The 23,856-nt window shown below is 65.6% G+C and carries 21 protein-coding genes; 11 read left to right on the top strand and 10 right to left on the bottom strand.

Annotated features, from left to right (window positions below):
* The first annotated feature begins 31 nt into the window (after nt 1–31).
* The 3 genes from ahpF (at nt 32) to EDF56_RS13995 (ending at nt 5,770) form a co-directional block, all read left to right on the top strand.
* Nucleotides 32–1,621: an alkyl hydroperoxide reductase subunit F gene (ahpF, locus tag EDF56_RS14005; RefSeq protein WP_132388364.1), complete on the top strand. Its 1,590-nt coding sequence runs from the start codon at nt 32–34 to the stop codon at nt 1,619–1,621.
* Nucleotides 1,622–1,820: 199 nt separating this feature from the next.
* Entirely contained in the window at nt 1,821–2,372 is a 552-nt protein-coding gene (locus EDF56_RS14000; RefSeq protein ID WP_132388362.1) for a GNAT family N-acetyltransferase, read from the top strand.
* A gap of 572 nt (nt 2,373–2,944) precedes the next feature.
* Nucleotides 2,945–5,770 (top strand): TonB-dependent receptor, encoded by a 2,826-nt coding sequence (locus tag EDF56_RS13995; RefSeq protein WP_243652590.1) that lies wholly within the window; start codon nt 2,945–2,947, stop codon nt 5,768–5,770.
* 264 nt (nt 5,771–6,034) lie between these two features.
* Here EDF56_RS13995 and EDF56_RS13990 read toward each other — a convergent pair whose 3' ends face one another.
* The 3 genes from EDF56_RS13990 to EDF56_RS13980 form a co-directional block, all read right to left on the bottom strand.
* Nucleotides 6,035–6,610: a Smr/MutS family protein gene (locus EDF56_RS13990; RefSeq protein ID WP_132388358.1), complete on the bottom strand. Its 576-nt coding sequence runs from the start codon at nt 6,608–6,610 to the stop codon at nt 6,035–6,037.
* A gap of 18 nt (nt 6,611–6,628) precedes the next feature.
* Nucleotides 6,629–7,876 (bottom strand): murein transglycosylase A, encoded by a 1,248-nt coding sequence (locus EDF56_RS13985; protein WP_132388356.1) that lies wholly within the window; start codon nt 7,874–7,876, stop codon nt 6,629–6,631.
* Nucleotides 7,877–8,056: 180 nt separating this feature from the next.
* The gene (locus EDF56_RS13980) at nt 8,057–8,752 is read right to left on the bottom strand and encodes a Tim44/TimA family putative adaptor protein (RefSeq protein WP_132388354.1); all 696 of its coding nucleotides are present in this window, start codon (nt 8,750–8,752) and stop codon (nt 8,057–8,059) included.
* A gap of 414 nt (nt 8,753–9,166) precedes the next feature.
* On the opposite strand from EDF56_RS13980, the gene secB reads away from it, so the two are divergent.
* The 3 genes from secB (at nt 9,167) to trpS (ending at nt 12,763) form a co-directional block, all read left to right on the top strand.
* Nucleotides 9,167–9,682, top strand: a complete 516-nt coding sequence (gene secB, locus EDF56_RS13975) for a protein-export chaperone SecB (protein ID WP_132388352.1) — start codon at nt 9,167–9,169, stop codon at nt 9,680–9,682.
* Between the two features lie 137 nt (nt 9,683–9,819).
* Nucleotides 9,820–11,388 carry a murein biosynthesis integral membrane protein MurJ gene (gene murJ / locus EDF56_RS13970; RefSeq protein WP_132388350.1) on the top strand — a complete coding sequence of 523 codons (1,569 nt, stop codon included), beginning with the start codon at nt 9,820–9,822 and terminating at the stop codon, nt 11,386–11,388.
* Between the two features lie 355 nt (nt 11,389–11,743).
* The gene (gene trpS, locus EDF56_RS13965) at nt 11,744–12,763 is read left to right on the top strand and encodes a tryptophan--tRNA ligase (RefSeq protein WP_132388348.1); all 1,020 of its coding nucleotides are present in this window, start codon (nt 11,744–11,746) and stop codon (nt 12,761–12,763) included.
* A gap of 31 nt (nt 12,764–12,794) precedes the next feature.
* Here trpS and EDF56_RS13960 read toward each other — a convergent pair whose 3' ends face one another.
* A complete protein-coding gene (locus EDF56_RS13960; RefSeq protein WP_132388346.1) occupies nt 12,795–13,475 on the bottom strand; it encodes an MOSC domain-containing protein in 681 nt (226 codons plus the stop codon).
* Between the two features lie 191 nt (nt 13,476–13,666).
* Between EDF56_RS13960 and EDF56_RS13955 the strand changes: the two genes are divergently transcribed.
* Both EDF56_RS13955 and EDF56_RS13950 read left to right on the top strand, forming a co-directional pair.
* The gene (locus tag EDF56_RS13955) at nt 13,667–14,362 is read left to right on the top strand and encodes a DUF4136 domain-containing protein (RefSeq protein ID WP_132388344.1); all 696 of its coding nucleotides are present in this window, start codon (nt 13,667–13,669) and stop codon (nt 14,360–14,362) included.
* A gap of 134 nt (nt 14,363–14,496) precedes the next feature.
* Nucleotides 14,497–14,664, top strand: a complete 168-nt coding sequence (locus tag EDF56_RS13950; RefSeq protein WP_243652589.1) for a hypothetical protein — start codon at nt 14,497–14,499, stop codon at nt 14,662–14,664.
* A gap of 292 nt (nt 14,665–14,956) precedes the next feature.
* On the opposite strand, the gene dut is transcribed toward EDF56_RS13950, so the two are convergent.
* From dut to EDF56_RS13925, 5 genes are read right to left on the bottom strand one after another with little or no spacing between them, the layout of a single operon-like run.
* Nucleotides 14,957–15,427: a dUTP diphosphatase gene (gene dut / locus EDF56_RS13945; protein WP_132388340.1), complete on the bottom strand. Its 471-nt coding sequence runs from the start codon at nt 15,425–15,427 to the stop codon at nt 14,957–14,959.
* Complete coding sequence (locus tag EDF56_RS13940; protein ID WP_132388338.1) at nt 15,411–17,072, bottom strand: bifunctional phosphopantothenoylcysteine decarboxylase/phosphopantothenate synthase; 1,662 nt, start codon at nt 17,070–17,072, stop codon at nt 15,411–15,413. The genes dut and EDF56_RS13940 overlap by 17 nt, the downstream gene beginning before the upstream one ends.
* A gap of 42 nt (nt 17,073–17,114) precedes the next feature.
* Nucleotides 17,115–18,296, bottom strand: coding sequence for a hypothetical protein (locus tag EDF56_RS13935; RefSeq protein WP_243652588.1), 1,182 nt, complete (start codon nt 18,294–18,296; stop codon nt 17,115–17,117).
* Between the two features lie 11 nt (nt 18,297–18,307).
* Complete coding sequence (gene ubiB / locus EDF56_RS13930; protein WP_132388336.1) at nt 18,308–19,876, bottom strand: 2-polyprenylphenol 6-hydroxylase; 1,569 nt, start codon at nt 19,874–19,876, stop codon at nt 18,308–18,310.
* Nucleotides 19,877–19,886: 10 nt separating this feature from the next.
* Nucleotides 19,887–20,618, bottom strand: a complete 732-nt coding sequence (locus EDF56_RS13925) for a class I SAM-dependent methyltransferase (protein WP_132388334.1) — start codon at nt 20,616–20,618, stop codon at nt 19,887–19,889.
* Between the two features lie 220 nt (nt 20,619–20,838).
* Between EDF56_RS13925 and EDF56_RS26380 the strand changes: the two genes are divergently transcribed.
* Nucleotides 20,839–21,276, top strand: a complete 438-nt coding sequence (locus tag EDF56_RS26380; RefSeq protein WP_132388332.1) for an NINE protein — start codon at nt 20,839–20,841, stop codon at nt 21,274–21,276.
* 30 nt (nt 21,277–21,306) lie between these two features.
* Here EDF56_RS26380 and EDF56_RS13915 read toward each other — a convergent pair whose 3' ends face one another.
* Complete coding sequence (locus tag EDF56_RS13915; protein ID WP_132388330.1) at nt 21,307–22,224, bottom strand: DMT family transporter; 918 nt, start codon at nt 22,222–22,224, stop codon at nt 21,307–21,309.
* Between the two features lie 109 nt (nt 22,225–22,333).
* Between EDF56_RS13915 and mutM the strand changes: the two genes are divergently transcribed.
* Together mutM and rpsT are read left to right on the top strand one after the other, a co-directional pair.
* Nucleotides 22,334–23,146, top strand: a complete 813-nt coding sequence (mutM, locus tag EDF56_RS13910; protein WP_132388623.1) for a bifunctional DNA-formamidopyrimidine glycosylase/DNA-(apurinic or apyrimidinic site) lyase — start codon at nt 22,334–22,336, stop codon at nt 23,144–23,146.
* Nucleotides 23,147–23,292: 146 nt separating this feature from the next.
* Nucleotides 23,293–23,553 (top strand): 30S ribosomal protein S20, encoded by a 261-nt coding sequence (gene rpsT, locus EDF56_RS13905; RefSeq protein WP_132388328.1) that lies wholly within the window; start codon nt 23,293–23,295, stop codon nt 23,551–23,553.
* Nucleotides 23,554–23,856 lie beyond the last annotated feature (303 nt).

The raw sequence follows: 23,856 nt of genomic DNA, 5'->3' as shown, positions 1-23,856 counted from the left end.
TTCGTCACACTGATTTCAAAGGACCTGACTCATGCTCGACGCCGCTCTGAAGCAACAGCTCTCGCAATATCTCGCCATGCTGCGCGAGCCGATCGAGCTCGTCGCCTCGCTGGGCGACGATGCTAAGTCCGCTGAGACCCGCGAGCTGCTGACCACCATCGCCTCGCTCTCGGACAAGGTTACCGCCACTTTCGACGGCGACGATGCGCGCCGCCCCAGCTTCATTGTGCGCCGCGCTTCGGACGCCAGCGCCTGGGTGCGCTTCGCCGGTGTGCCGCTGGGCCACGAATTCACCTCGCTTGTCCTCGCCCTGCTGTGGACCGGCGGCCATCCGCCCAAGGTCTCTGACGAGACGCTGGAACAGATCCGCAATCTGGAAGGCAGCTACGAGTTCGAGATGTACTTCTCTCTCTCCTGCCACAACTGCCCGGACGTGGTGCAGGCACTGACGCTGATCGCGCTCAACAACCCGCACGTGAACGCCACCCTGATCGAAGGCGGCGCGTTCAAGGACGAGGTAGAGGGTCGCGGCGTCATGGCCGTGCCTGCCGTGTTCCTGAATGGCGAGATGTGGGGTTCGGGCAAGATGGGCGTGGAGGAAATCCTCGCCAAGCTCGACACCGGCGCCGACGCCAAGGCGGCTGCCAAGCTGGCCGAGAAGAAGCCGTTCGAAGTGCTGGTGGTCGGCGGTGGCCCCGCCGGGGCCTCGGCCGCGATCTACACCGCGCGCAAGGGTTTCAGCACCGGCATCGCGGCCGAACGCTTCGGCGGTCAGGTGCAGGACACCATGGGCATCGAGAACTTCATCTCGGTCCCCTACACCGAAGGCCCGAAGCTGGCCGCCGCGCTGGAAACGCACGTTGGTGAATACGACATCGACGTGATGAACCTGCAGCGCGCCGAAAAGCTGATCCCGGCCAAGGAACTGGGCGGCTATCACGAGGTGGTCTTCGCCAACGGCGCATCGCTCAAGGCGCGCTCGCTGGTGCTGACGACCGGTGCCCGCTGGCGCAACCTCGGCGTCCCCGGTGAGGCCGAGTACAAGAACAAGGGCGTGGCCTACTGCCCGCACTGCGATGGCCCGCTGTTCAAGGGCAAGCGCGTGGCGGTGATCGGCGGCGGCAACTCCGGCGTGGAAGCGGCGATCGACCTTGCCGGGATCGTCGGCCACGTCACCCTGATCGAGTTCGACGACAAGCTGCGCGCCGACCAGGTGCTGGTGGACAAGCTGCGTTCGATGAAGAACGTGAACATCCTCACCAGCGCCCAGACGGTAGAGGTTACGGGTGACGGCGAGAAGGTGAACGGCCTGCACTACAAGGACCGCGCAAGCGGTGTGGAGCACAAGGTCGAGCTGGAAGGCGTGTTCGTCCAGATCGGTCTGGTGCCGAATACCGAGTGGCTGAAGGACAGCGGCGTGGCGCTCTCGCCCCGCGGCGAGATCGTGATCGACGACAAGGCGGCGACCAACCTGCCCGGCATTTTCGCGGCAGGCGACGTGACCACCGTGCCGTACAAGCAGATCATCATCGCCATGGGCGAGGGATCGAAGGCGGCGCTGTCCGCGTTCGACTACCTGATCCGCAACGAGGCGCCGGTCGCGGTTCTCGAACCGGCCTGAACATAGAATACCCCCCGAGCAAGCGGGCGGGCGCCGAGAGGTGTCCGCCCGTTTTCGTTTGTGCGTTTGAAATTAAGCGGACCGCGCGGATACATTCGGGAGACCTTTGACACGGCAAAAGCCGTAAGCTTGTGCCAAGGGTTGCTATTCCGACATCATCGCCATTGCAGACCTAGCCACTCGTCAATAGACTGGCGTCATGCGGCCATTGGTCACTGCGCGCCTCCTTCTCGCTCCCCTGACTGTGGAAGACGCACCTGCAATTCAGAGTGCCTTTCCGAAATGGGAAATCGTCCGATGGCTGGATACTACGATACCGTGGCCATATCCAAATGATGGCGCAGAGTCTTTTTTGAAGAACGTTGTGCTCCCTGCGATGCAAAGTGGCGTCGAGTGGCATTGGAGCATCAGGCCGCGGGATCAGTCTGACGCTTTAATCGGTGTCATTAGCCTCAGGGACAAGGCAAACGATAACCGTGGCTTCTGGCTTGATTTGGATTGGCAAGGGCGCGGGCTCATGACGGAAGCAAGTAATACCGTCACTGACTTCTGGTTCGAAACGCTCGGTCGGGATGTGCTACGGGTGCCAAAGGCCGTGCATAATCACGCTTCCAGACGCATCTCGGAAAAGCAGGGCATGCGCGTAGTTTCCTGTTTCCAAAAGCCGTTGCTCTCAGGTGTGCACGACATGGAACTTTGGGAAATTGGTCGCGACGAGTGGTATGATCATAGCCGTCCGAGCGGCACCTAAAACGTCCGCTCGCCAGCGAGATCAGCCATTCGGCGCATGCCCCCATGCTGCAAACGCGGGCGTCCTCAACATCTGCCCGTTCCAACAATCGTTTCGATTCCGCTCAGGCTGAGCTTGTCGAAGCCCCCGGCGACGTGGCGCTGATCCAACATCCTTCGACAAGCTCAGGATGAGCGGGGGGTGAGGAGGATCAGCAGCATGGGTGGGAAGAACCATGGCGGCTTCCCCCTCAAATCCCGCAGTTCCCACCTTCGGAAATACCTGCCGAAACCGAACAGCGAATTGGGAAGGCGTAGCTGGCGACTAAGGAGTTTTACGGGCGCTCTAATTTTTCGTTCGCCGCGTTCGAGAAAATCCCGCACCTGAAAGAATATTGTTGCCCGCGCGCCACAGCATCTCGCTAATATTTCACATTATTTACAATGTCGCAGAATTCTGTTGCGCGGCAACATGACGCAAGTGACGCTCCCAAGTACCCGATTTAGGGGACAATCTTGAGGGGTCGTTACATGAATATGCGTAACTTCCATTTGCATTGCAGCATTGCCGCACTCACTCTCGGGGCACTGGCCATGCCCGCTACCGTCCAGGCACAAGACACCGCATCGGACAACGGTCTGGATGCTCCCGCGCAGGCCATCATCGTCACCGGATCGCGCATCCGCCAAAACCCGCTCGATAATCCGAGCCCGGTGGTCACGGTCAGCAACGAAGATGTCGCCCGATCCGGCCTCTCCTCCATCGCCGACATGCTGCAACGTCTGCCCAGCGCGGCGGGCGGGCTCAACACCAAGGTCAACAATTCGGGCAATATCGGCAATCCGCAGGACGGCGGCGGCGTCGGCGCGGGCACCAGCGAGATCGATCTGCGCTACCTCCTCGCCAAGCGCACGCTCGTGCTGGTGGACGGCATGCGCTACGTGAACGCCACGGCCGCAAGCGGCATTCCCTCCACGGTCGACCTCAACACCATTCCCGCCAGCCAGATCGAGCGGATCGAGGTCCTGCAATCGGGCCAGTCGCCGCTCTACGGCTCGGACGCCATCGCCGGTGTCGTCAATATCATCACCAAGTCCGAGCAGGACGGCCTGCGCGCCTCGGGCCAGTTCGGCACCTACCGCCAGGGCGACGGCCATACCCAGGACTACAATGTCAGCTACGGCGTCAAAGGGCCGACCACTTCGGTGGTGTTCGGCGCCAGCTACGTGAAGCAGGACAAGGTCAGCACCGCCGACCGCTCGATCTCGCAGTTCCCCAATCCCGGCCAGACCTCCTGTCTCGACCCGCGCGGCGGCTGTTCGTCCGCAGCGGTGAACGGGCGCATCGTCTTCAACGAAGGCAATCCCTCGCTGCCCGCGGGCGGCAGCATCACTCCGCGCAACCCGCCGCTGACCACGCAGGGCGTCTATGACCCGACGCTGGTGGGCGGTGACTTCCGCGCCTTCACCGATGCGGACCGCTTCAACTTCTCGCCCTACAACTACTTCCTGACGCCGCAGGAGCGCTATGGCGCCTGGGTCAGCGCCAAGCAGGAGTTGACCTCCAACATCACCTTCCGCGCGAAGATGGTCTACAACCATCGCAATTCGCAGAACCAGGCGGCGTTCCTGCCGCTCTTCGTCGGGCCGGACGCGGGCAATGGCAACTTGCTCGACACGGTCTCGATCGACGCGACCAACCCCTACAACCCCTTCGGCATCACCCTGAACTCCGGCGCGAACGGACAGCCGGCGACTTACAGCTTCATCGCCCGCCGCCTGGTCGAGGCCGGGCAGCGGACCTACACCCAGCACGTCGACACGATGACGGCCAACGCATCGCTGGACGGCAGCTTCCATATCGGCACGCGCAAGTTCTACTGGGACGTGAATGCCGCGTTCGGCTGGAACGACGCGAACCAGACCTTCACCGGCAACGTCAACGCGGCGAAAGTGGCGCAGGCGCTGGGCCCGCTGGCGGACTGCACCGGGGCCTGCGTACCGCTCAACCTGTTTGGCGGCGAAGGGTCGATCACACCGGCCATGCTCGACTACATCTCGTTTACCGAGCATGACCGGTCGAGCCAGCGCATGCAGGACTACACCGCCAACGTCACCGGCGATCTGTTCGACCTGCCCGCCGGGCCGGTCGGCATGGCCGTCGGTTACGAGCACCGCTACCAGTTCGGCTCGTTCACGCCCGATCCGATCATCCAGGCAGGTCTCGGTGCCGACATTCCGGCACAGGCGGCAGCGGGCAGCTACAATTCGGACGAGTTCTACGGCGAACTGCGCGTCCCGATCCTGAAGGACACGCCGTTCTTCCAGCAGCTCGAAGCGGACGGCGCGGTGCGCCATGCCAACTATTCAACCAGCGGATCGAGCACCACGTTCACCGCGACCGGCCTGTGGAAGCCGGTGTCCGACCTGCTGCTGCGCGCGTCTTATGCCGAGGGCTTCCGCGCTCCGGCGATCGGCGAACTGTTCGGCGCCCAGTCCCGTGCGGACGCGCCGATCAACGACCCCTGCACCAATGTCGACGGCTCGCTCTGGCAATCCTCGCAGACCGTGCGGAACAACTGCATCGCCAACGGCGTGCCCGCAAGCGGCAGCTATCAGGAACCGCAAGGCGGCCAGATCGGCACGCTGACGGGCGGCAACGACACGCTGAAGCCCGAAACCAGCAAGACCTGGCTATTCGGCGGCGTCTACAGCCCAGCGTGGGCGCGCGGCGGGTTTGCCCGCAACCTCAGCCTTGAAGTCAATTACTACGACATCAAGGTGAACGACGCGATCTCGGCGATCAACCCGCAAGTCACGCTGTCCCGCTGCGCCGAACTGGGCGATCCCACGGCCTGCGCCAATGTGATCCGCACGCCCAGCGGCATCATCTCCCGCGTGGTCGGCCTGCTCCAGAACATCGGCGGGATCCGCACGCAGGGCATCGACATCAGCCTCAACTACACCTCGCCTGAAACCGGCGCGGGCACCTTCGGCCTCTCGTTCAACGCCAACCGGCTGCTCAAGTATACCGAGACGTTCCCGACCGCGGATGGCTCGGCCACGATCAGCTACAAGGGCACCACGCGCGGCTTCCCGGACCAGTCCTATCCGGAATTCAAGGGCACCGGCATCCTGTCGTGGTCCTACGCCGGGGTCGATGCCTCGTTCACCGGCCGCTACATCGACAGCGTGGTGGAGAGCGACGGCCACAAGATGGGCGACCGTTTCTACGGCGACATCCAGCTCAGCTACACGCCGAGCTTCATGGACAGCGCGCTCACGTTCACGGTGGGCGTGATCAACCTGTTCAACACCGATCCGCCGGCCTGCAACACCTGCACCGGACCGAACTACGATCCGACCACGTATGACGTGCCCGGCCAGTTCGGCTACTTGCGCGTCTCGGTGAAGATGTAACGAGCCTGTTCCCCGGCGCGGGAGTTCCTTCCGCGCCGGGGAACGGTTGACGACAGACGGGGCCGGACCAGCCCGGCGCCCCGACGCAAATACAGTCGCGGTCCCCATGCTCCCACCCTCGTCATTGCGAGCGCAGCGAAGCAATCCAGGGCGGTTTGCGCTCGCTCTGGATTGCTTCGCTGCGCTCGCAATGACGAAAGGTTGGGAGGATGCGGAAGGTCCGGCCCCGCCCGGGCTCAGCCCGGATCGGCCCTCGGCCTCCGATTACCGGCGCTTCTTCAACACCACATAGAGCGCGCCCTGCCCGCCATGGCGGCGATGCGCGCCGCGTACGGCGACGATGTCGAAAGCATGTTCGCTCGCCGCCAGCCAGTCGGCAATCTTGGCGCGGATCGCGCCGCGCGCGGTGCCGCGATCCATGGCGTCGACCGGGCGCGGCTTGCCCGTCACCACCAGCACCACCCGCGCGCCCATCGACTTGGCCTGCGTCAGCCCGTGCATCAGCCGCAGATAGGCCTGATCGAGGCTCGATCCGTGAAGATCCAGGCTGAAATCGGGCGCCAGCGTGCCCTTGGCGATGCGCTTTTCCCACGAACCGTCGAGCTGGAGCGCCCCCGGCCCGGCCGGTTTGGGCGGCGCCGGTTTCGGCGCGAGCGGCGGCGGGACGCGGCCCTTGACCTTCTTCGGCGGCGGCGCGGCAGGCGCCGCTATGGCCTTCGCCTCCACGAGTTCGGCAGGCGCAGGCGCAGGCCGACGCTTTTCGAGCGGCGTCACCGTCCGGGCGACTTGCGCCCAGACTTGTGCTTCCTCCGCTGTCAGTCGTCTTCCCGGCCTTCTCATCTGCGCCTTCTTATCCGATCACGGCTGCAAACGCGCGAGCGTACCCTTGGGCACCAGCACCAGCGCATCGCCGCGACCGCTCATGCCACCAGCCGTCAGGCGTGCCTGATCGCCCGCGCCCCAGAACGTATCGAAGCGGTTGGCGCCCTTGATCGCGCCGCCGGTATCCTGCGCGATCCATAGCCCGCTGGCCTCGCCGCGATCCAGCCCCAGCCAGACCGGCGCGCCCAGCGGCACGAACTGCGGATCGGCCGCGACCGAGGCATGCGCGCGCACCGGCACGCCCAGCGCGCCGAGCGGCCCGGCGCCGGTCAGCTCGCGGAAGAACACCCACGACTGGTTGCGGCGCATCAGCACATCGCCTTCCACCGGATGATCGTGGATGTACTGGATGATCCCCTGCATCGAGCCCGGATATTGGCCCGGCCCGGTGCCCACCAGCCCGCTGTCGCGCATCACCGCGCCGATGCCGGTATAGGGAAGCCCGTTCTGCCCGGCATAGCCGATCCGCATCACGGTGCCGTCGGGCGCGCGCAGGCGGCCGGAGCCCTGAACCTGAAGGAAGAAGAATTCGACCGGGTCATGAACCCAGGCGATCTCCAGCCCCTTGCCCGCCAGCGCGCCGTCCTCGATCTGCGCGCGGTCGAAATAGGGCACGAACAGCCCGTTCTCGTCATAGCGGCCGAGCGGCATCTGGCCCTTGGCATTGGGCTGGGCATCACCCGGTCGCGCGCGGACGAGGTCGGCCGGCATGCCGTAGACCGGCACTTCGTAGCCCGGCAGGTGCGTGCGCGATCCGGCGATCTCGGGCTCGTAGTAGCCGGTCGCGAAGCCGCGCCCGTCGCCTACTTTCACGGCCTCGAAATAGGTCTGGAAGAACTGCACGGCGGTGCCCGGCCAGGTGGTGGCAGCGGTGCAGGCGGTCTGCCAGTCGCCGGGACGGGTCAGGCCGCTGGCGTCGGTACGCTTCGAAACGCTGGGGCAGCTTTCGCGGAAAGAGGCCAGCGCGGCGGCGCCGTCGGCCGCGCCTACCGGCAGGTCGGTGATCGGCGGCCCCGCGCGCACGCCCAGCGCGACGGCATTGGCCGGAGGCGGCGTCCCGGGAGGCGTTGTGGACGGCAAGGTCGGCGAGATCGGCGGGCGCGACACGCTGCCGGGGCCCGCACCGCTGGGAACCACTTGCGCGCAGCCGGACAGCAGCACGCCATAGAGCAGCGCCCCCGTGAGCGCGCCAAACCGGACGGGGAAACTCTTCCTCCGCGTCATCCCTGCTGCCTGCAAGATCGTCCTCCGCACCCCGAAAGGCCCCAAAAAAGCCCTAAAAACAAAGGGGCCGGACCTTTCGGCCCGGCCTCTCAATCCTTGTGGGATCAGGTCGTTGAAATCAACCGCCCTTGCGGCATTCCGTGACGGAAGCGAGTCGGTTGAACCTCGGAATCCGGAGCGTCAGCCCGCGTCCGTCTCGTCGAGCAGCCAGTCGGGGCCAGTGGCATCGACGTGGCGGCTGAAGGTCCAGATGTCGACGGCCTCGATGGCGTCATCCAGCGATCCTGCGATCACGTGACCTTCGGCATCGCGCGTGACGGCGGCAATGTCCGAACGGAAGCGAATGGTGATGCGGGCAAGGCCGTTATCGACCCCGGCCGCCGAAATCGCCGCTTCCTCGATCCGGATCAGGCGATTGTCGAGCGTTTCGCCCGCCGCCAGACGCGCATCGATGGCGGCGCTGAAGCTGTCATAGACATCGCCGTCGCAGAGCGAACGCAGTTCGGCCTTGTCGCCCTTCCAGAAGGCTTCAAGGATCAGGCGGTAGGCGCTGCGCGCGCCTTCGAGGAACGCGAAAGCATCGAAACGACGGTCGGCATTGGCGATTTCGCCAAGGCCACGCTCCACCGAAGGCGGGGCGAGCGGCATTTCGCGCTGACGCGGTGCGAAGGGCTGGCGATCCGTCGGCTTGGCGTCGGGCTTGGCCTCCGCCTTGGACTGCACGGGGACGCGCGGCGCACCGGGCTGGCCCTGGCGGCCTTCGAAGCGTCCCTGGATCGGCTCTTCCTCATGCTCGGCGCGGCGGCCGAGTACCGAATAGAGCCGCAGGCCAAGAAAAGCTGCGATCATGGCCAGGATCACGATTTCCGGTGTCACGTTCCTTTGTCCATCCTTTGCTTGGACGCTATATTTTCGGATGCTGCGCGCCTTGGACAGTGCGGGCAAAAGACGAATCGCCCGCATCCGCGAGAAGTCGGGCACGCGCCCGGAAGCGTCATCATAAACCCAGATAGGTACAGTTTACAAATGAACAACGCGTGAGCGCGGCAATCGGGGATTTTTTTCGCCGAAACGCCCGCCGCGGCGGTTCCTTTGCGGTAAAGCTCTGCGACTAACGCCCGAAACCGGCCCGACCTTGCCCAGTATGCCGTGGGCAATGGCCGCCTGCCTCGGCGAATCGCGGTTAAAACTGCGCAACAAATTCGGCCCCGCGCCTTTCCCAGCCTGCGAAAATGCTCTAGGCGCCCCGCCAGACTTCATCCGTATCCTTATAGACGGGACACAATCGAAATGGCCGACGAAGGCAACGTCATCTCCGACATCAACCTCGGCACCGGCGAGGACAACGCGCCGACCGCCGGCATCATCTCGCAGTACGTGAAGGACCTCTCGGTCGAGAATCCGAACGCGCCGCAGAGCTTCTCGTGGCAGGCCGCGCCGCAAGTCGACATCCAGTTCAACATCGGCGCCCGCCCGATCGACGGCGAAGTTCACGAAGTCGAACTGAAGATCACCGTCGCCGCCAAGGCCGACGAAGGCACCGCCTATGTCGTCGACCTCAGCTACTGCGCGCTGATCGGCATGCGCAATCTTGATGAGCCCAGCATGCACGCGTTCCTCTACGCCGAAGCGCCGCGCATCATCTTCCCGTTCGCCCGTCGCGTCGTTGCCGATGCCGTGCGCGATGCCGGTTACCCGCCGCTGATGCTGGAGCCGATCGATTTCAACGGCCTGTACTTCCAGCAGCTCGCCGCCCGCCAGCAGGCCGAGGCCGAAGGCATGGGCGAGCCGGTCGGCCACGCCTGAGGCTTTCGCCGCAGTGACTTCAAGGCCCGTCCGCTCCCATCCCGCAAGGGCCACGGGGCGGGCGGGCCTTTTGGCGTTTCGGCCATCGACGAACCGCCCCTGATTTTGCAGTTGAATTCTGAAGGACCCATCCGGGGATGAATCTCACCAAGGCGCTTGCCGGTGTCGGCGGCCTGACCCTCGCCAGCCGAGTCCTGGGGCTCGTGCGCGACAGCCTGTTCGCCCGCTTCGTCGGCGCCGGTTTCGCGTCGGACGCCTTCCTGATCGCCTTCCGGCTGCCGAACATGTTCCGCGCGCTCTTCGCGGAAGGGGCTTTCGCCTCGGCGTTCATCCCGATGTTCAACCAGAAAGTCGCGGACAAGGACGGGCCGGGACTGGCGGCCGGCATCACTTTCGCCGAACAGGCACTTTCCGTGCTCCTGCCGATCCTGATCGTGATGACAGTGATCCTGGAAGCCTTCGCTTGGCCGGTGACGCTGATGCTGTCGGGCGGTTTCAACGGCGTCAATCACGAGCAGTTCGCCTTCGCGGTTGCGCTCAGCCGGTTCACCATTCCCTATCTGGCGCTGATCAGCGTGGTCTCGCTGCTGGGCGGCATCCTGAATTCGCTCAACAAGTTCTGGGTCAACGCCGCCGCGCCGATCCTGCTGAACCTGACGCTGATCGTGGTCCTGCTGGGCTTCCACTCCAGCGATCCGCTGGTGACGGCCCGCAATCAGGCCATCGGCGTTACGGTATCGGGCGCGCTGCAGCTCATCTGGCTCTACTTCGCCTGCCGCGCCAACGGCGTGTCGATGCGTCTGCGCGCGCCGGTCTGGAACCCTGACGTGAAGCGGTTGATGGCGCTGATCTGGCCCGCTGCCGCCGGTGCCGGAGCCGTGCAGATCAATCTTGTCGTCTCGACTTTCCTTGCCGCCACGTTCCTCGCCCATGGCTCGGTGACTTATATCTACATGGCGGACCGGCTGAACCAGCTTCCGCTCGGGCTGATCGGCATCGGCCTTGGCACGGTGCTGCTGCCCACGATCTCGCGCCAGCTCGGCGGCGGGGACGATGCGGCCGCCATGGACACGCAGAACCGCGGCATGGAACTGGCGCTGCTGCTCACCTTGCCCGCCGCGGTCGCGCTGATCGTCTGCGGCCAGCCGATCGCCGCCGCGCTGTTCGGCTATGGCAAGTTCGACGCGAACGACGTTGCCCGCACGGCCGAGGCGCTTGCCGCCTTCTCGATCGGCCTGCCGAGCTACATCCTCGTCAAAGTGCTGACGCCCGGCTTCTACGCCCGTCAGGACACCCGCACGCCGGTCCGCTACGCGATGATATCGATGGTCGTGAACCTCGTGCTCAACCTTGCGCTGATCGCACCGCTTCAGCACATGGGCCCGCCGCTGGCGACGGCCATCGCCTCCACCGTGAATGTCGCCATGCTTTATTGGACGCTGGTGAAGCGCGGTCATTTCCAGTCCGACGCCCGGCTCAAGCGCCGGGCCCCTCGCCTGACGCTGGCCGCCATCGCGATGGGCGTGGCGCTGTGGTACGGGCAGGACCAGCTTACGCCCTATCTCCACGGGACATGGCTGGTGCGCGGACTGGCGCTGGCGGCTCTGGTTTCGGCGGGCGGCGTTGTCTACGCGCTGGCAACTCTGGTGACGGGCGCCTTCACCCGCGACGATCTTGCGCTGCTGCGTCGTCGCAAGGCGGCGTAGAACGCACAGAATGGGCCTCTTCGGCAGCTATACCATTAAACTCCGTCGCCCCCGCGAAGGCGGGGGCCCCGCTGCCTTTTTGCCCAGCCGCGAGAACAAGCGGGATCCCCGCCTCCGCGGGGATGACGGAGTAGGTATTGGCTACCGAGGGCACGCTCTTCCATCCACGCGCAGGTATGCTATGAGCCACGGCCATGCAGGACCTTTCGCACCCGAAGTCTGCCGAAACCCGTCGCCTCTCGTGGCGATGGCGGAGTGTCGCGCGCGTTTCGCGCTGACCCTGCCTGCATGCGCGCCCCGACGGGCGCACCATCCACACACAAACGACAACCCATAAATCGCGAAGGACGCGTCCATGCGTATCGTCTCCGGCATTCAGCCCACCGGCAACCTGCACCTCGGCAACTACCTGGGCGCCATCCGCAACTGGGTCTCGATGCAGGACGATGCCGCCGCCAGCGGCGGTGAATGCCTCTACTTCCTGGCCGATCTCCACGCGATCTCGATGCCGCACGTGCCCGCCGACCTTTCGGCCAACACGCGCGAGATGGTTGCCGCGCTGGTCGCCTGCGGGATCGATCCCGATCACTCGATCCTGTTCAATCAGGCACAAGTCCCGCAGCATGCCGAGCTGCAATGGCTGCTCAACGGCACCGCGCGCATGGGCTGGCTGAACCGCATGACGCAGTGGAAGGACAAGGCCGGTAAGAACCGCGAAGGCCAGTCGGTCGCGCTGTTCACCTATCCGGTGCTTCAGGCCGCCGACGTGCTGATCTATCAGGCCACCCACGTCCCGGTGGGCGAGGACCAGAAGCAGCACCTCGAACTCGCGCGCGACATCGCCCAGAAGTTCAACAACGACTTCTGCGCGGAGGACGCGCCGCTGTTCACGCTGCCCGCGCCCTTCATCCCGCCCGAGGCCGCCCGCATAATGAGCCTGCGCGACGGTTCGTCGAAGATGAGCAAGTCGGACCCTTCCGACATGAGCCGCATCAACATGACCGACGATGCCGACACCATCATGCAGAAGGTCAAGAAGGCCAAGACCGACCCCGAGCCGCTGCCCTCCGAAAAGGCCGGCCTCGAAGGCCGTGCGGAGGCCAATAACCTCGTCTCGATCTATGCGGTGATGGCGGGAACCACGGCGGACGACGTGCTGGCGCAGTTCGGCGGTCAGGGCTTCGGCTCGTTCAAGCCCGCACTGGGCGAACTGCTGGTCGAGAAGCTGGCACCGATAAACGCGCGTTTCGTCGAACTGCGGCAGGACCGCACGGCGCTCGACGCAATCCTCCGCAAGGGCGCCGAAAAGGCCCGCGCGCTGGCGATCCCGACACTGGAAAAGACATACGACGCGCTCGGGCTCGTTCGCCGATAAGGCGTGGGGGCGCTTCCGGCGCCCCCTTCCCCTAACCTTCCAGCCCCAGCAACTTCGCGCGCCGCCGAACCCATGGCGCGGCCAGTGCCGAGACTTCACCAAGCGCTTCCAGCCCCTCGGGGTCCCGCTTGTGGTCGCCCGCGATCAGCAGGCCGAAGACGCGCTGCACGCTCCATTCCGGCCAGGGCCGCGCCACCAGTTCCATCGCGTCTCCGGCAGCGACCGCGCCTTCCTCCACGACGCGGTAGTACCAACCCGCCCGGCGCGATTTCACCACGCCCAGATTGACCGCCGCGCCGTCGAAGCGGTGGTCCAGCTTCCAGCAGGGCTGCCGCCCCTGGCTCACTTCGACCAGCGCGGTGCCAAGGCGCCAGCGGTCGCCGATGCAGACGGCTTCCTCGGTCAGCCCGTCGGTGGCGATATTCTCGCCGAATGCGCCATAGTCGGCCAGCAGCGGATGCGCACCGATCGCCTGACGCCAGAAGGCATAGTGATCGTGCGGATAGTGGTGGATCGCCTTGTCCGGCCCGCCGTGGACAGTGAGGTCGGCCTGCTCATCGCCCTCCAGCCCGAGGCGGCGGACGCGCACCGGTCCCTGCACCGGGTGCTTGCCGATCGCGCTCGGTTCGTCCAAGTCCCGGAAAGGATGGACCCGGCCGCACTGAATCGAGCGAATCGGTACGGAAAGCGGCGTTTCTGCACTGGCGATCATCCGACGAGAATCCTACATCCAACGAACAAGCTCAAGCCATGACCGGCGGCTGAACGCGATGAGCGATCCATCACGAACTTGCCACCATTCAACCGCTATTCAGGGCATTGATATTAGGGCAGGATCGCAAGGAATCGCGGGCCGCGCTTGGGAAGGGCGTCTCGGGCCTTCGGGTTCATGGAGTGAAACCAATGACAGACCATCCCGGATCGCAGTTCGGCAGGTTGAGAATGGCGGCCGTTGCCGTGCTTCTCATCGCGCTGGCCGCCTGCGCCACCCCCTTCAAGGCCGATGTTTCGCGCTTCCACCAGTCGCAGCTTCCGGCACCGCAGGGTCAGACTTTCGTCGTCGTCGCCGAAGACCCCCGACTCGCCGGTGGGCTTGAGTTCGCGACTTACGCCGGCCTCGTGCGCGACCGTCTGGCCCGTCTGGGCTACACCCCGGTCGACGATGCCGCCAAGGCAACGCTGATCGTCCACTTCGACTACGGCATCGACAATGGCCGCGAGCGCGTGCGCTCGACTCCGGGCATGGGTGCCTGGGGTCCGTGGTACGGTCCCGGCTGGGGGCCGCGTTGGGGCGGCGCCTGGGGTGGTGCCTGGGGCCCTCGCTGGGGCGGCGCCTGGGGCGGACCGTGGCGTATGGGCTGGTACGATCCGTTCTTTGACGGCGGCATCGATTCGTACACCGTCTTCACCAGCGGCATTTCGCTGAAGATCGACCGTGCAGCGGACAACCTGCGCCTGTTCGAAGGCCGTGCAGAGGCCGTTTCGACCTCGAACCGCCTGCAATACCTCGTCCCCAATCTGGTCGAGGCGATGTTCACCAACTTCCCGGGCAATTCGGGCGAGACCACCCGGATCTCGGTCGCCCCGGAACACAAGTGACCTGACAGGGAGGCTCCCCCCGCAAGGTGGGAGACACCGAGGAACGGGCTCGTCGCAAACGACGGGCCCGTTCTTGCTTTCAGGGTATGCTGCGGGGGGATCCCCCGATATAGCGGCCCGGAATGAACACCTTCATGGCCATCATGTCGCAGCTCTTCTGGGGGGTGACCATCGGAGCGCTGACATCGGCCTTCTCGCTGCTGGCCAAGGGGCTGGCGAGCATCGGCGTCATCGGCAGTCTGGGCTGGTACGGTTTCAAGCGCCACCGCGAACGGCGGGCGCGGATCGAGCGCGAGGACTGAGCGGCGCTTGCCTCACGGGTCGTTGCCTATTGCCCTGCCCATAACGGGCTGCGCCGTAACAGACTGCGGGCTTTGTCTGAGACAACCTCATCCACAAACACGTCGTCGCCCCCGCGAAGGCGGGGGCCCCGCTGCCTTTCTGCTATGCCGCGAGAAAAAGAAGCGGGATCCCCGCCTTCGCGGGGATGACGGGGTTTGGATAAGGAGGTCAGCCTACTGCCGAGGCGGCAGTCACAATCACAACGGAGCGGTGAGGCTTATGCTGCTCACCGTAGCTGTGGGCATTCGGCAATCAGTTCCCCAGCGCGACGACACCGCCGGTCGAACCGAAGCCCCCCTCGCCGCGCACGGTCTCGTCGAGTTCTTCCACCTGCAGCCATGTCCCGCGCGTGACGGGGGCCAGCACCAGCTGCGCCACCCGGTCGCCCCGGCGGACGTCGAAGGCATCGGCGCCGTGGTTGATCAGGATCACCTTCAGCTCACCGCGATAGTCGGAATCGATCGTGCCCGGCGCATTGGGCACCGAGATGCCGTGCTTGAGCGCAAGGCCCGAGCGCGGGCGGACCTGGATCTCGAAGCCCGGCGGGATCGCCATGGCCAGCCCGGTGGCGACCGCATGGCGCGCGCCGGGGGCCAATGTCACGTCCTCGGCCGAAACCACGTCCATGCCCGCCGCGCCGTCGGTCGCGTAGACCGGCAGCGGCAGGCCCTCGCCATGCGGCAGGACCTTGATGGGAACAGGGACGTTATCTGGGAAGTGCATCTGCGAACCTTTCGACGAGGAGGCGCGCGACCTCCTCCTTGGGCATTTCGGGAAGAGAGATCACATCGTCGCCCCGGACGATATGAACGGTATTAGCGTCCCCGCCCATGACATCGCCCGAAACGTCGTTGGCGATGATCCAGTCCGCGCCCTTGCGCTTGCGCTTTTCCTTGGCGTAGCGGATCACGTCCTCGGTCTCGGCAGCGAAGCCGATCAGCAGCGGCGGCCGGTCCGGCCGCGCGGCAACGCTGGCGAGAATGTCGGGGTTTTCGGTGAGCAGCAGCGCCGGCGGCGCCGAGCCGCGCTTCTTCAGCTTGTCCTTGGCGACGTTGATCGTTCGCCAGTCGGCCACGGCGGCCACCATCACGGCAATGTCGGCAGGCAGCGCGCTCTTGACCGCATCGGCCATCTGCTGCGCGCTTTCCACGTCCACGCGGTCCACGCCCGGCGGGGTTTCGAGGTGCACCGGCCCCGCCACCAGCGTGACCCGCGCGCCGGCCTTGGCGGCGGCACCGGCAATGGCAAAGCCCTGCTTGCCCGAGGAGCGATTGGCGATGTAGCGCACCGGGTCGATCGGCTCCCAAGTCGGGCCCGCCGTCACCAGCACGTGGCGGCCCGAGAGCGGCCCGTCGGTTGGCTTCTCGAAAGGCGCTTCCGGCACGGAGCCGAAAGGCTGCGGCGCAGCGCCGAAGGGCGAAATGACGTGGTTGATCGCGTCGGGATCGGTCGGCGGGGCAGAGCGCGCGCCGCCTTTCTTGACGACCAGCAGCCCCGCCGCCGGATCGGCGACCGCGCCGCCGTCGGACAGCGAATGGGGCGAAAGCGGGTCGGACGCGAGCCCGTCGTTGTCGGACGCGCCGAAGCTGATCGCCTTCTTGGCCTTTTGCAGGCCGCGGCTGATCATCGAACCGGTGAGGCCGCCCAGCCCGAAGCTGTCGGCCGCGCTGTCCGGCGCCGTGTCGTTATCGGCATCCTCGGCGGTCGGTTCCGGCTCAGGCGCGGCGAACTGCGGCTGCCAGGGGAAGGGATTGCGCAAGTCCAGCCCCACTTCGGGCTGCGGCAGCGTCGGCACAGTGCCGGGCAGCGGCGCCACTTCCACGGGGCCAAGGCCGAGCGCCCAGGCAATGCGCTGCCAGATCGCGATGGGATCGGGCAGGCGGCCGGGGCCGAATTCGCCGCAGGCCATGGTGCCTTCGTCCGGCTCCATCACATCGACGCCCACTTCGCGCAGGATCTGCACGTTGCGGACCGTGGCGGCGTGCTGCCACATGCGCACGTTCATCGCCGGGACGGCCATGACCGGCTTGTCGGTCGCCAGCATCATCGTGGTGGCCAGATCGTCGGCAATGCCCGAGGCCATCTTGGCCATGAGGTCCGCCGTCGCCGGGCAGACCACCACCAGATCGGCCTCACGGCTCAGCTGGATATGGCCCATCTCGACCTCGTTCTTGAGGTCCCAGAGCGAAGTGTAGACCGGCCGCTCAGACAGGGCCGCCAGCGCCATCGGGGTGACGAACTTGGCGCCGGATTCGGTCAGCACGCAGGTGACCTCGCCGCCTTCCTTGCGGATCTGGCGGACGAGTTCACAGGCCTTGTAGGCCGCGATACCGCCGCCGATGACGAGGAGAATACGGGGACCACTCATGGTCCCGGCTTGTGCAACAGCGTTCATAACGGTGCAATCTGTTTAGGGGATCTTTACCGGAGATTTGGCCAGCCTTTCGGCTGAAACAAGCCCTGCCGCCGAGACGAGGCCCACCAGCGCGCGCGGCGCGAAGGCTATCCCGGCGAACATCGCGGGGGCAATCATCGCCCCCCAATAGAAGTTGTCCCAACGGCCGGCGGCCATGAACAGCACCCCGTACCCGGCGGCGAGTAGGAAGGCGAAGACGCCCTCGGCGCGGTTCCAGCCGAGCCAGCCGAACGTCATCAGCACTACCGCCGGTCCCGCCAGCCAGTGCGGCAGCCAGCGCAAGTTGCTCGACTGGATCACGTTGGAGAGCCAGCCCGACAGTCCGCGCATGACCAGCCAGGGCGCGCTGTGCGGATCGGTGGGCTGCACTTGCTGCGAGATCAGCGCAAGGTGCCAGGCAAGACCCGCGAGAAACAGCGCGATCAGCGCGCTCCACGCCGCCGCCTCGCGCCAGTTGCGCTGCCACAGCGCGGTCGCGGCCAGAAGCGCGACGAAAGGCAGCGCATGCTCGCGGATCGCCAGCGCCAACGCGGCGGCGGCAAAAGCGGCGTGCCAGCGTCCGCCCTCGCCGCGCGTGCCGATCCGGTGGAGGCCCAGCGCCAGCACGATGAGCCCGCCTGACCAAAGCTCGTGCAGCGGGAAATAGTGCCGGTTGAGCGCCAGCGAGGCGCCGACGAAGACCAGCGCCGTCGCAATCCGGCGCAACCGGGGCGCGACTCCTGCCTCGCCCAGCTTGCGCCACCAGACGATGACGATGCCGACCATCAGCGCAACGGCGGCCAGGATCTGCCCCGTCTCGCCCAGCCATGCATTCAGGTAGGCCAGCGTCGGCAGGCGCACCGCGATGGCGGGGTTCACCGGATAGTCGCGCGAACGCTGTTCGGGGACGATGAAGTGGTAATAGTTCTCGCCCTTGCGAATGCGCGCGATGGCGACTTCGTAGAGCGCGATATCCTCGTCGTACGGCTTTTTCGCGGCGCCGGGAGCCGCGGCGGTCGAAACCGGCCCTTCGACCGGCCCCTGCCACGGCGAACGGCTGCCCGACTTGGCGACCGGCACCAGCGCCGAGGCGACCAGCAGCACGGCCAGAAACGCCAGCGCCAGCCGCGCCGCCCAGACCGGCCATGTCGCAAAGAACGTGGGCGCCGGGGGCGAAATCGTCCCAGCCGTTTTCATGCGGCCGGGGCTCAGTGCCCCAGCAGAGTCCAGTACGTCAGCGCCCATGCAGCGACACCCCCAAGGATTGCCGCCAGACCATAGCCTGCCCAGTGGTTACTTTGAGGTTTACGCTCGCCGCCCGGAGACCAGATCAGGTCGACATCCGGCAGCGGCGCCTGCTCGGGCGCGCCGCCCTTGGGCGGGAACTTCTCCTCGATCCGCCGCACCAGCGCGGGCAGGCGGAACAGCGTGCCGAGATCCTCACGCAGGCGGTCGGCGATCATCGCCTCGGGCCCGAGTTCGTCGCGCAGCCAGCTCTTCACGAAAGGCGCCGAAACGTCCCACATGTTGATGTCCGGATCGAGCGCCGTCGCCAGCCCCTCGACCATGACCATGGTCTTTTGCAGCAGCAGCAGGTGCGGCTGCACGGCCATGTCGAAATCCCGGGTGATCGCGAAGAGCCCGTCGAGCATCTGGCCGACTGACAGTTCCGAAACCGGCTTGCCGCGCATCGGCTCGCCCACCGCGCGCAGCGCCGTCGCGAACTCTTCCACGGTGTGGTAGCTCGGCACGTATTGCGCTTCGAAATGGATTTCGGCCACGCGGCGGTAATTGCCGGTGGTGAGACCGTAGAGAATCTCCGCCAGCCACAACCGCGCCTGCCGGTTGATCCGGCCCATGATGCCGAAATCGATGGCGACGATGGTGCCGTCCGCCTCCACGAACAGGTTGCCCTGGTGCATGTCGGCATGAAAGAAGCCCGACGAGATCGCCTGGGTCAGGAACGTGATGACCAGCTTGTGCGCCAGCCGCGGCAAGTCATGCCCGGCGGCGCGCAGACCGTCGAGATCGCCCATCTTGGTGGCGCCGATCCACTCGACGGTGAGGACCTGCCCATTGGTGCGATCCCATTCGATCGCGGGCACGCGGTAGCCGTGGATGCCCTTCATCGCATCGGAAAGCTCAGAGGCCGAGGCCGCCTCGCGCCGCAAGTCCAGCTCGCGCAGGGTCCAGCGCTTGAGATTGGCCACCACCGCGCGCGGGCGCAGGCGCGCGGCTTCGCCGCCCAGCGCTTCCAGATGCGCGGCGGCCCATTCGTAAGTCTCGACATCGTGCGCGAACTGCTCGCGGATGCCGGGACGCAGCACTTTGACCGCCACTTCGCGGCCATCGGGCGTGACCGCGCGGTGGACTTGCGCGATCGAGGCGGCACCCACCGGGGTTTCCTCGATCGAGGCGAAGAGCTTTTCGAGCGGCACGCCGAAGCTGCCCTCGATCGCGTGCCGGATCTCGGAAAAGGCGACCGGCGGCAGGCTGTCCTGCAAGGTCAGCAGGTTGTGCGCGGGGCCCTCACCCACGAGGTCGGGGCGCGTCGCCAGCGCCTGCCCCAGCTTGATCGCGGCCGGGCCGATCTCCTGGAAAGCCCCGGCATAATCGGGCTCCACCGGCTGGCGCGTACCGAACCGGGCGATCCGGCACAGGCGCTTGACCTGCGCGGGGGCATTGCGATCATTCTCGATCCCGCGCAGCGCTCCGTGGCGCGCGAGAACGCGCCCCCACTTGAGCAGGCGCAGGATATGCGTTGCAGAACCCGTCACGATCTGGATCTCAGACCTTCCAGCCCGAATGGATCGCTACGAGGCCGCCCATGATCGGTTCGACCTTGGTGTGGCGAAAGCCGGCCGCGCGGATCATCTTCTCGAATTCCGGCATCGGCGGGAAGCGGCGGATCGATTCGATCAGGTAGCGGTAGGATTCGGCATCGCCGGCGATGGCCTGGCCGATCTTCGGCACCAGATGATGCGAATAGGCGTCGTAGGCCTCCTTGAAGCCCGGCCATTCGGTGGTCGAGAATTCGAGGCAGAAGAAACGCCCGCCGAACTTGAGCACGCGGTGCGCCTCGGCCAGCGCCTTGTCGATATGGGTGACGTTGCGGATGCCGAAGGCAATCGTATAGGCATCGAAGTGGCGCGCGGGGAACGAGAGTTCCTCGGCATTCTGGCGCGACCAGACGAGGCCATCGATTCCGCGCTCCATCGCGCGCTCGATGCCGACGTCCAGCATGTCCTGATTGATGTCGGAGACAGTGACCGAGGCGCCGTGCGCGGCCATGCGGAAGGCGATGTCGCCCGTGCCGCCCGCCATGTCGAGGATCTGCTCGTCCTCGCGCGGCTTCACGCGGCGCACGAACTTGTCCTTCCACAGGCGATGCATGCCTGCCGACATGGCATCGTTCATCACGTCGTACTTGCGTGCGACGCTGGAGAAGACAGCGCCGACGCGCTCCTGCTTCTCCTCGGTGGCCACATCCTCGTAGCCGAAGGAAACCGTTTCGCTCATGGCGCCGCTTTAGGCGTAAATGCCGTTTGCGCAAAGGGTGATGCTGGCCAGTGAACGGATCCTTTGCCCAATATAGTTTGCGGCGCGGCGAAAATTGAAATTGCACGTTATTTCAATAATTTCACCGGTGCTTTAAGAGTTGCAATGGCAGTCCTCCCTATCATTTCCGCACGAAGAATCAGTCACGCCGGTTCGCAATCGGAAAAAAGGGGACAGAAGAATGGAAACGGAAACCCGCGAAGACGCACTCTCAACCCGCGAAGGATTGAGTGAAACGGCCACGACGGAATGTCCATTCTGTGCGGAAACGGTCAAGGCAACCGCCAAGAAATGCCGTCATTGCGGCGAAACTCTGGATATTGCCTTGCGCCGCGCCGAAGAGGCCCTGCGCGCCAGCGAAAGGCAGGGCAATGTCTATATGAACGCGGCCGTTTCCACCGGAGGATACAGCCGTCCGGTGAAGAGCAAGGGTGCTGCCATCGTGCTCGCCCTGCTCCTGGGCGGCCTTGGGGCGCACAAGTTCTATCTCAACCGAACGGGCTTGGGCATCCTGTACCTCGTCTTCTGCTGGACACTGATCCCGGGCTGCATCGCTTTCGTGGAAGCCATTGTCTACGCCTGCACCAGCGACGAAGCCTTTCACTACAAATACGGCTGATGCAGCCGCTTACGGCAGCGGGCGCGGCGTTCATGCCGTCGCGTTCGCCCGTACCCGCCGCAGGGCGAGCGCGGAAAGCACGATACCTGCCAGAATCAGCGCCATGCCCGCGAAATGGTAGGGCATGAGCCTCTCGCCCAGCAGCAGCGCCGAGAGCAGCGCGCCGAACAGCGGCATCAGCGTGATCGCCTGCCCGGCACGGGCCGCGCCAAGCTCGGCCGTCGCGCGGTTATAGATGAAGTAGGCAATCGCCGAAGGAAACAAGCCGACATAGGCGAAGGCCGCCAGCACATGCGGGCTCCAGCGCACGGCCTGCCCGCTCGCCGCCTCCAGTGCCGCCAGCGGCGCCATGCCGATGGCGCCAAGCGCGAAAGTCAGGAACAGGAAGACCACCGGCGACACCGGCGGCCGCTTGCGCAGCAACACCGTGTAAAATGACCATGCCGCCACCGCGCAGAAGATCAGGCTATCGCCCGGCCCGAAACGCAACTGCATCAGCGCCGCCGGATCGCCCTTGAAGACGATGGCCATGACCCCCAGCGTCGAGACGACGACGCCCAGCACATGCAATTTCCCGGGCCGCCCGCCGAACAGCACCCGATCCAGCACCGTCACGGCCGCGGGGATCGAGGCTTGCAGTAGCAGGGCATTGGCGGCGGTCGTGTAATGCAGCCCCTTGTAGAGAAAGCCGTTGAAGCAGACGACGCCGAGCACGCCCAGCACCACAATCCACCGCCAGCCCGTCAAAACCGCGCGCCACTCGCGTCGCAGCGGCGCCAGCGCGAAAGGCAGCAGGACCATCAGCGCCAGCAGCCAGCGCCCGAAAGCCAGCGTGAACGGCGGCACATCCGCGCGCACTGCCCGGCCGACGATCGAGTTGCCCGCCCACAGCAGCATGACGAGGCCGAGCATGGCAAAGGCGCGAAAGTTCGAAGGCTTTTCTTCCATGACAGGCACTTAGCGGCCCATTCTTGGGGTGGCGAGGCTCGTAACGTTCGGAATGCCGAACCGTCACTCGCTTTTCATGGCGCGCGCGAAGCCCTATCTCCTCCCCACGATGCCAGAACTTCCCGAAGTCGAAACCACCGTGCGCGGCCTTACCCGCTATCTCGAAGGCGAGCGGATCGCGCGGGTCACGCTCAACCGCGCCGACTTGCGCCGCCCGTTCCCGCCCGATCTGGTCCAAGTCCTGACCGGCGCGCGCGTGACGACAATGGGCCGCCGCGCCAAGTACGGCCTCATCCATACCGACCGCGACCAGACCATGGTGTTCCACCTCGGCATGTCCGGCCGTTGGCGAATCGAGCCCGAGAAACCGGAAAAGCACGACCACCTCGTGATCGAGACCGGATCGGGCCATGTCCTGGCGCTCAATGACGCACGGAGATTCGGTTCGGTGGATCTCGTGCCCACGGCCGGGCTCGATTCGTGGGGCGCCTTTGCCGCACTGGGGCCGGAACCGCTGGGCGAAGGGCTGACGGCCGCGCATCTCAAGACGCAGCTGGCCGGACGAATCGCCCCGATCAAGCAGATGCTGCTCGACCAGCAGGTCGTCGCCGGCCTCGGCAATATCTATGTCTGCGAAGCGCTGTTCCGCGCGCGGATCCGGCCCGACAAGGAAGCCGGCCGCGTCACCCTGCCCGCGCTGAACCGGCTGGTCCCGGCGATTCGCGATGTGCTGTCCGAATCGATCGCGGCGGGCGGATCGACGATTCGCGACTATGCGCAGCCCAATGGCGAACTGGGCTATTTCGCCACTTCCTGGCAGGTCTATGGACGTGAGGGCGAAGCTTGCCTATGCGGGGCCCCGGTAAGGCGCTTCGTCCAAGGTGGACGCAGTACCTTTTGGTGTCCGAAATGCCAGAAATAGGCGGTTTCGGGCGCCTCACGCGGGTTGACGGAATGGCGCTACACCGCTAAGGGGCGCGCTTTCCGGCGAGTCCGCTCGCCAAAAGCAGATTCGTTAGGCATTGGGCCGGCATCACCAGCGTGGGGCGGCCAGACAGAGGAAATTCGATGGCCAATACGCCGCAAGCCCGCAAGCGCATCCGTCGCAACGATCGCCGTGCGGAGATCAATACCAACCGCATCAGCCGCATCCGTACTTTCGTGAAGAAGGTCGAAGCTGCGATTGCCGGTGGCGATAAGAGCGCCGCTTCGGCCGCTCTCAAGGAAGCCCAGCCCGAGCTGGCGCGTGGCGTTGCCCGCGGCGTGCTTCACAAGAACACCGCAGCGCGCAAGTTCTCGCGCCTGACCAAGGCCGTCTCGGCTCTCTGAGCCCGGCCTGACAGTCCGGGCCCCGATTAATTCGGGTGGCCCGGGACTGCTGCTTCGGCCCAAGCTTCTGTCCGGACACCCCGCACATCTTGCGGGTAACGGGCGGAAGCTTGGGCCGAAGGCGTTTATGGCGTCCTCGTTCCTGCCGGCCACCCCTTGCGGCCGGCGCCGCGTGAATCGTGCAGCGCGCGCATCCACCGGCCGCCATTCCGCACAAAAGGACTGCACTCAGCGCTTGCGCCCAACGGGTGCTCCTGCCTAACGGGGCGTAGCAAATGCTCCCGGCGCGAATCGCGTACTGAG

It is taken from the genome of Novosphingobium sp. PhB165 (assembly GCF_004341845.1).
Lineage (GTDB): Bacteria > Pseudomonadota > Alphaproteobacteria > Sphingomonadales > Sphingomonadaceae > Novosphingobium.
This window is presented reverse-complemented; position numbering and strand designations above follow the sequence as displayed.

Coding starts and splice junctions, on each gene's coding strand:
- EDF56_RS14000 (WP_132388362.1), top strand. CDS start 1,821: ATGCGGCCATTGGTCACTGCGCGCCTCCTTCTCGCTCCCCTGACTGTG.
- EDF56_RS13915 (WP_132388330.1), bottom strand. CDS start 22,224: ATGGAAGAAAAGCCTTCGAACTTTCGCGCCTTTGCCATGCTCGGCCTC.
- EDF56_RS13960 (WP_132388346.1), bottom strand. CDS start 13,475: ATGATCGCCAGTGCAGAAACGCCGCTTTCCGTACCGATTCGCTCGATT.
- secB (WP_132388352.1), top strand. CDS start 9,167: ATGGCCGACGAAGGCAACGTCATCTCCGACATCAACCTCGGCACCGGC.
- EDF56_RS13940 (WP_132388338.1), bottom strand. CDS start 17,072: ATGAGTGGTCCCCGTATTCTCCTCGTCATCGGCGGCGGTATCGCGGCC.
- mutM (WP_132388623.1), top strand. CDS start 22,334: ATGCCAGAACTTCCCGAAGTCGAAACCACCGTGCGCGGCCTTACCCGC.
- EDF56_RS13985 (WP_132388356.1), bottom strand. CDS start 7,876: ATGACGCGGAGGAAGAGTTTCCCCGTCCGGTTTGGCGCGCTCACGGGG.
- EDF56_RS26380 (WP_132388332.1), top strand. CDS start 20,839: ATGGAAACGGAAACCCGCGAAGACGCACTCTCAACCCGCGAAGGATTG.
- murJ (WP_132388350.1), top strand. CDS start 9,820: ATGAATCTCACCAAGGCGCTTGCCGGTGTCGGCGGCCTGACCCTCGCC.
- dut (WP_132388340.1), bottom strand. CDS start 15,427: ATGCACTTCCCAGATAACGTCCCTGTTCCCATCAAGGTCCTGCCGCAT.
- trpS (WP_132388348.1), top strand. CDS start 11,744: ATGCGTATCGTCTCCGGCATTCAGCCCACCGGCAACCTGCACCTCGGC.
- EDF56_RS13925 (WP_132388334.1), bottom strand. CDS start 20,618: ATGAGCGAAACGGTTTCCTTCGGCTACGAGGATGTGGCCACCGAGGAG.
- ahpF (WP_132388364.1), top strand. CDS start 32: ATGCTCGACGCCGCTCTGAAGCAACAGCTCTCGCAATATCTCGCCATG.
- EDF56_RS13950 (WP_243652589.1), top strand. CDS start 14,497: ATGGCCATCATGTCGCAGCTCTTCTGGGGGGTGACCATCGGAGCGCTG.
- EDF56_RS13955 (WP_132388344.1), top strand. CDS start 13,667: ATGACAGACCATCCCGGATCGCAGTTCGGCAGGTTGAGAATGGCGGCC.
- EDF56_RS13990 (WP_132388358.1), bottom strand. CDS start 6,610: ATGAGAAGGCCGGGAAGACGACTGACAGCGGAGGAAGCACAAGTCTGG.
- EDF56_RS13935 (WP_243652588.1), bottom strand. CDS start 18,296: ATGAAAACGGCTGGGACGATTTCGCCCCCGGCGCCCACGTTCTTTGCG.
- rpsT (WP_132388328.1), top strand. CDS start 23,293: ATGGCCAATACGCCGCAAGCCCGCAAGCGCATCCGTCGCAACGATCGC.
- EDF56_RS13995 (WP_243652590.1), top strand. CDS start 2,945: ATGCCCGCTACCGTCCAGGCACAAGACACCGCATCGGACAACGGTCTG.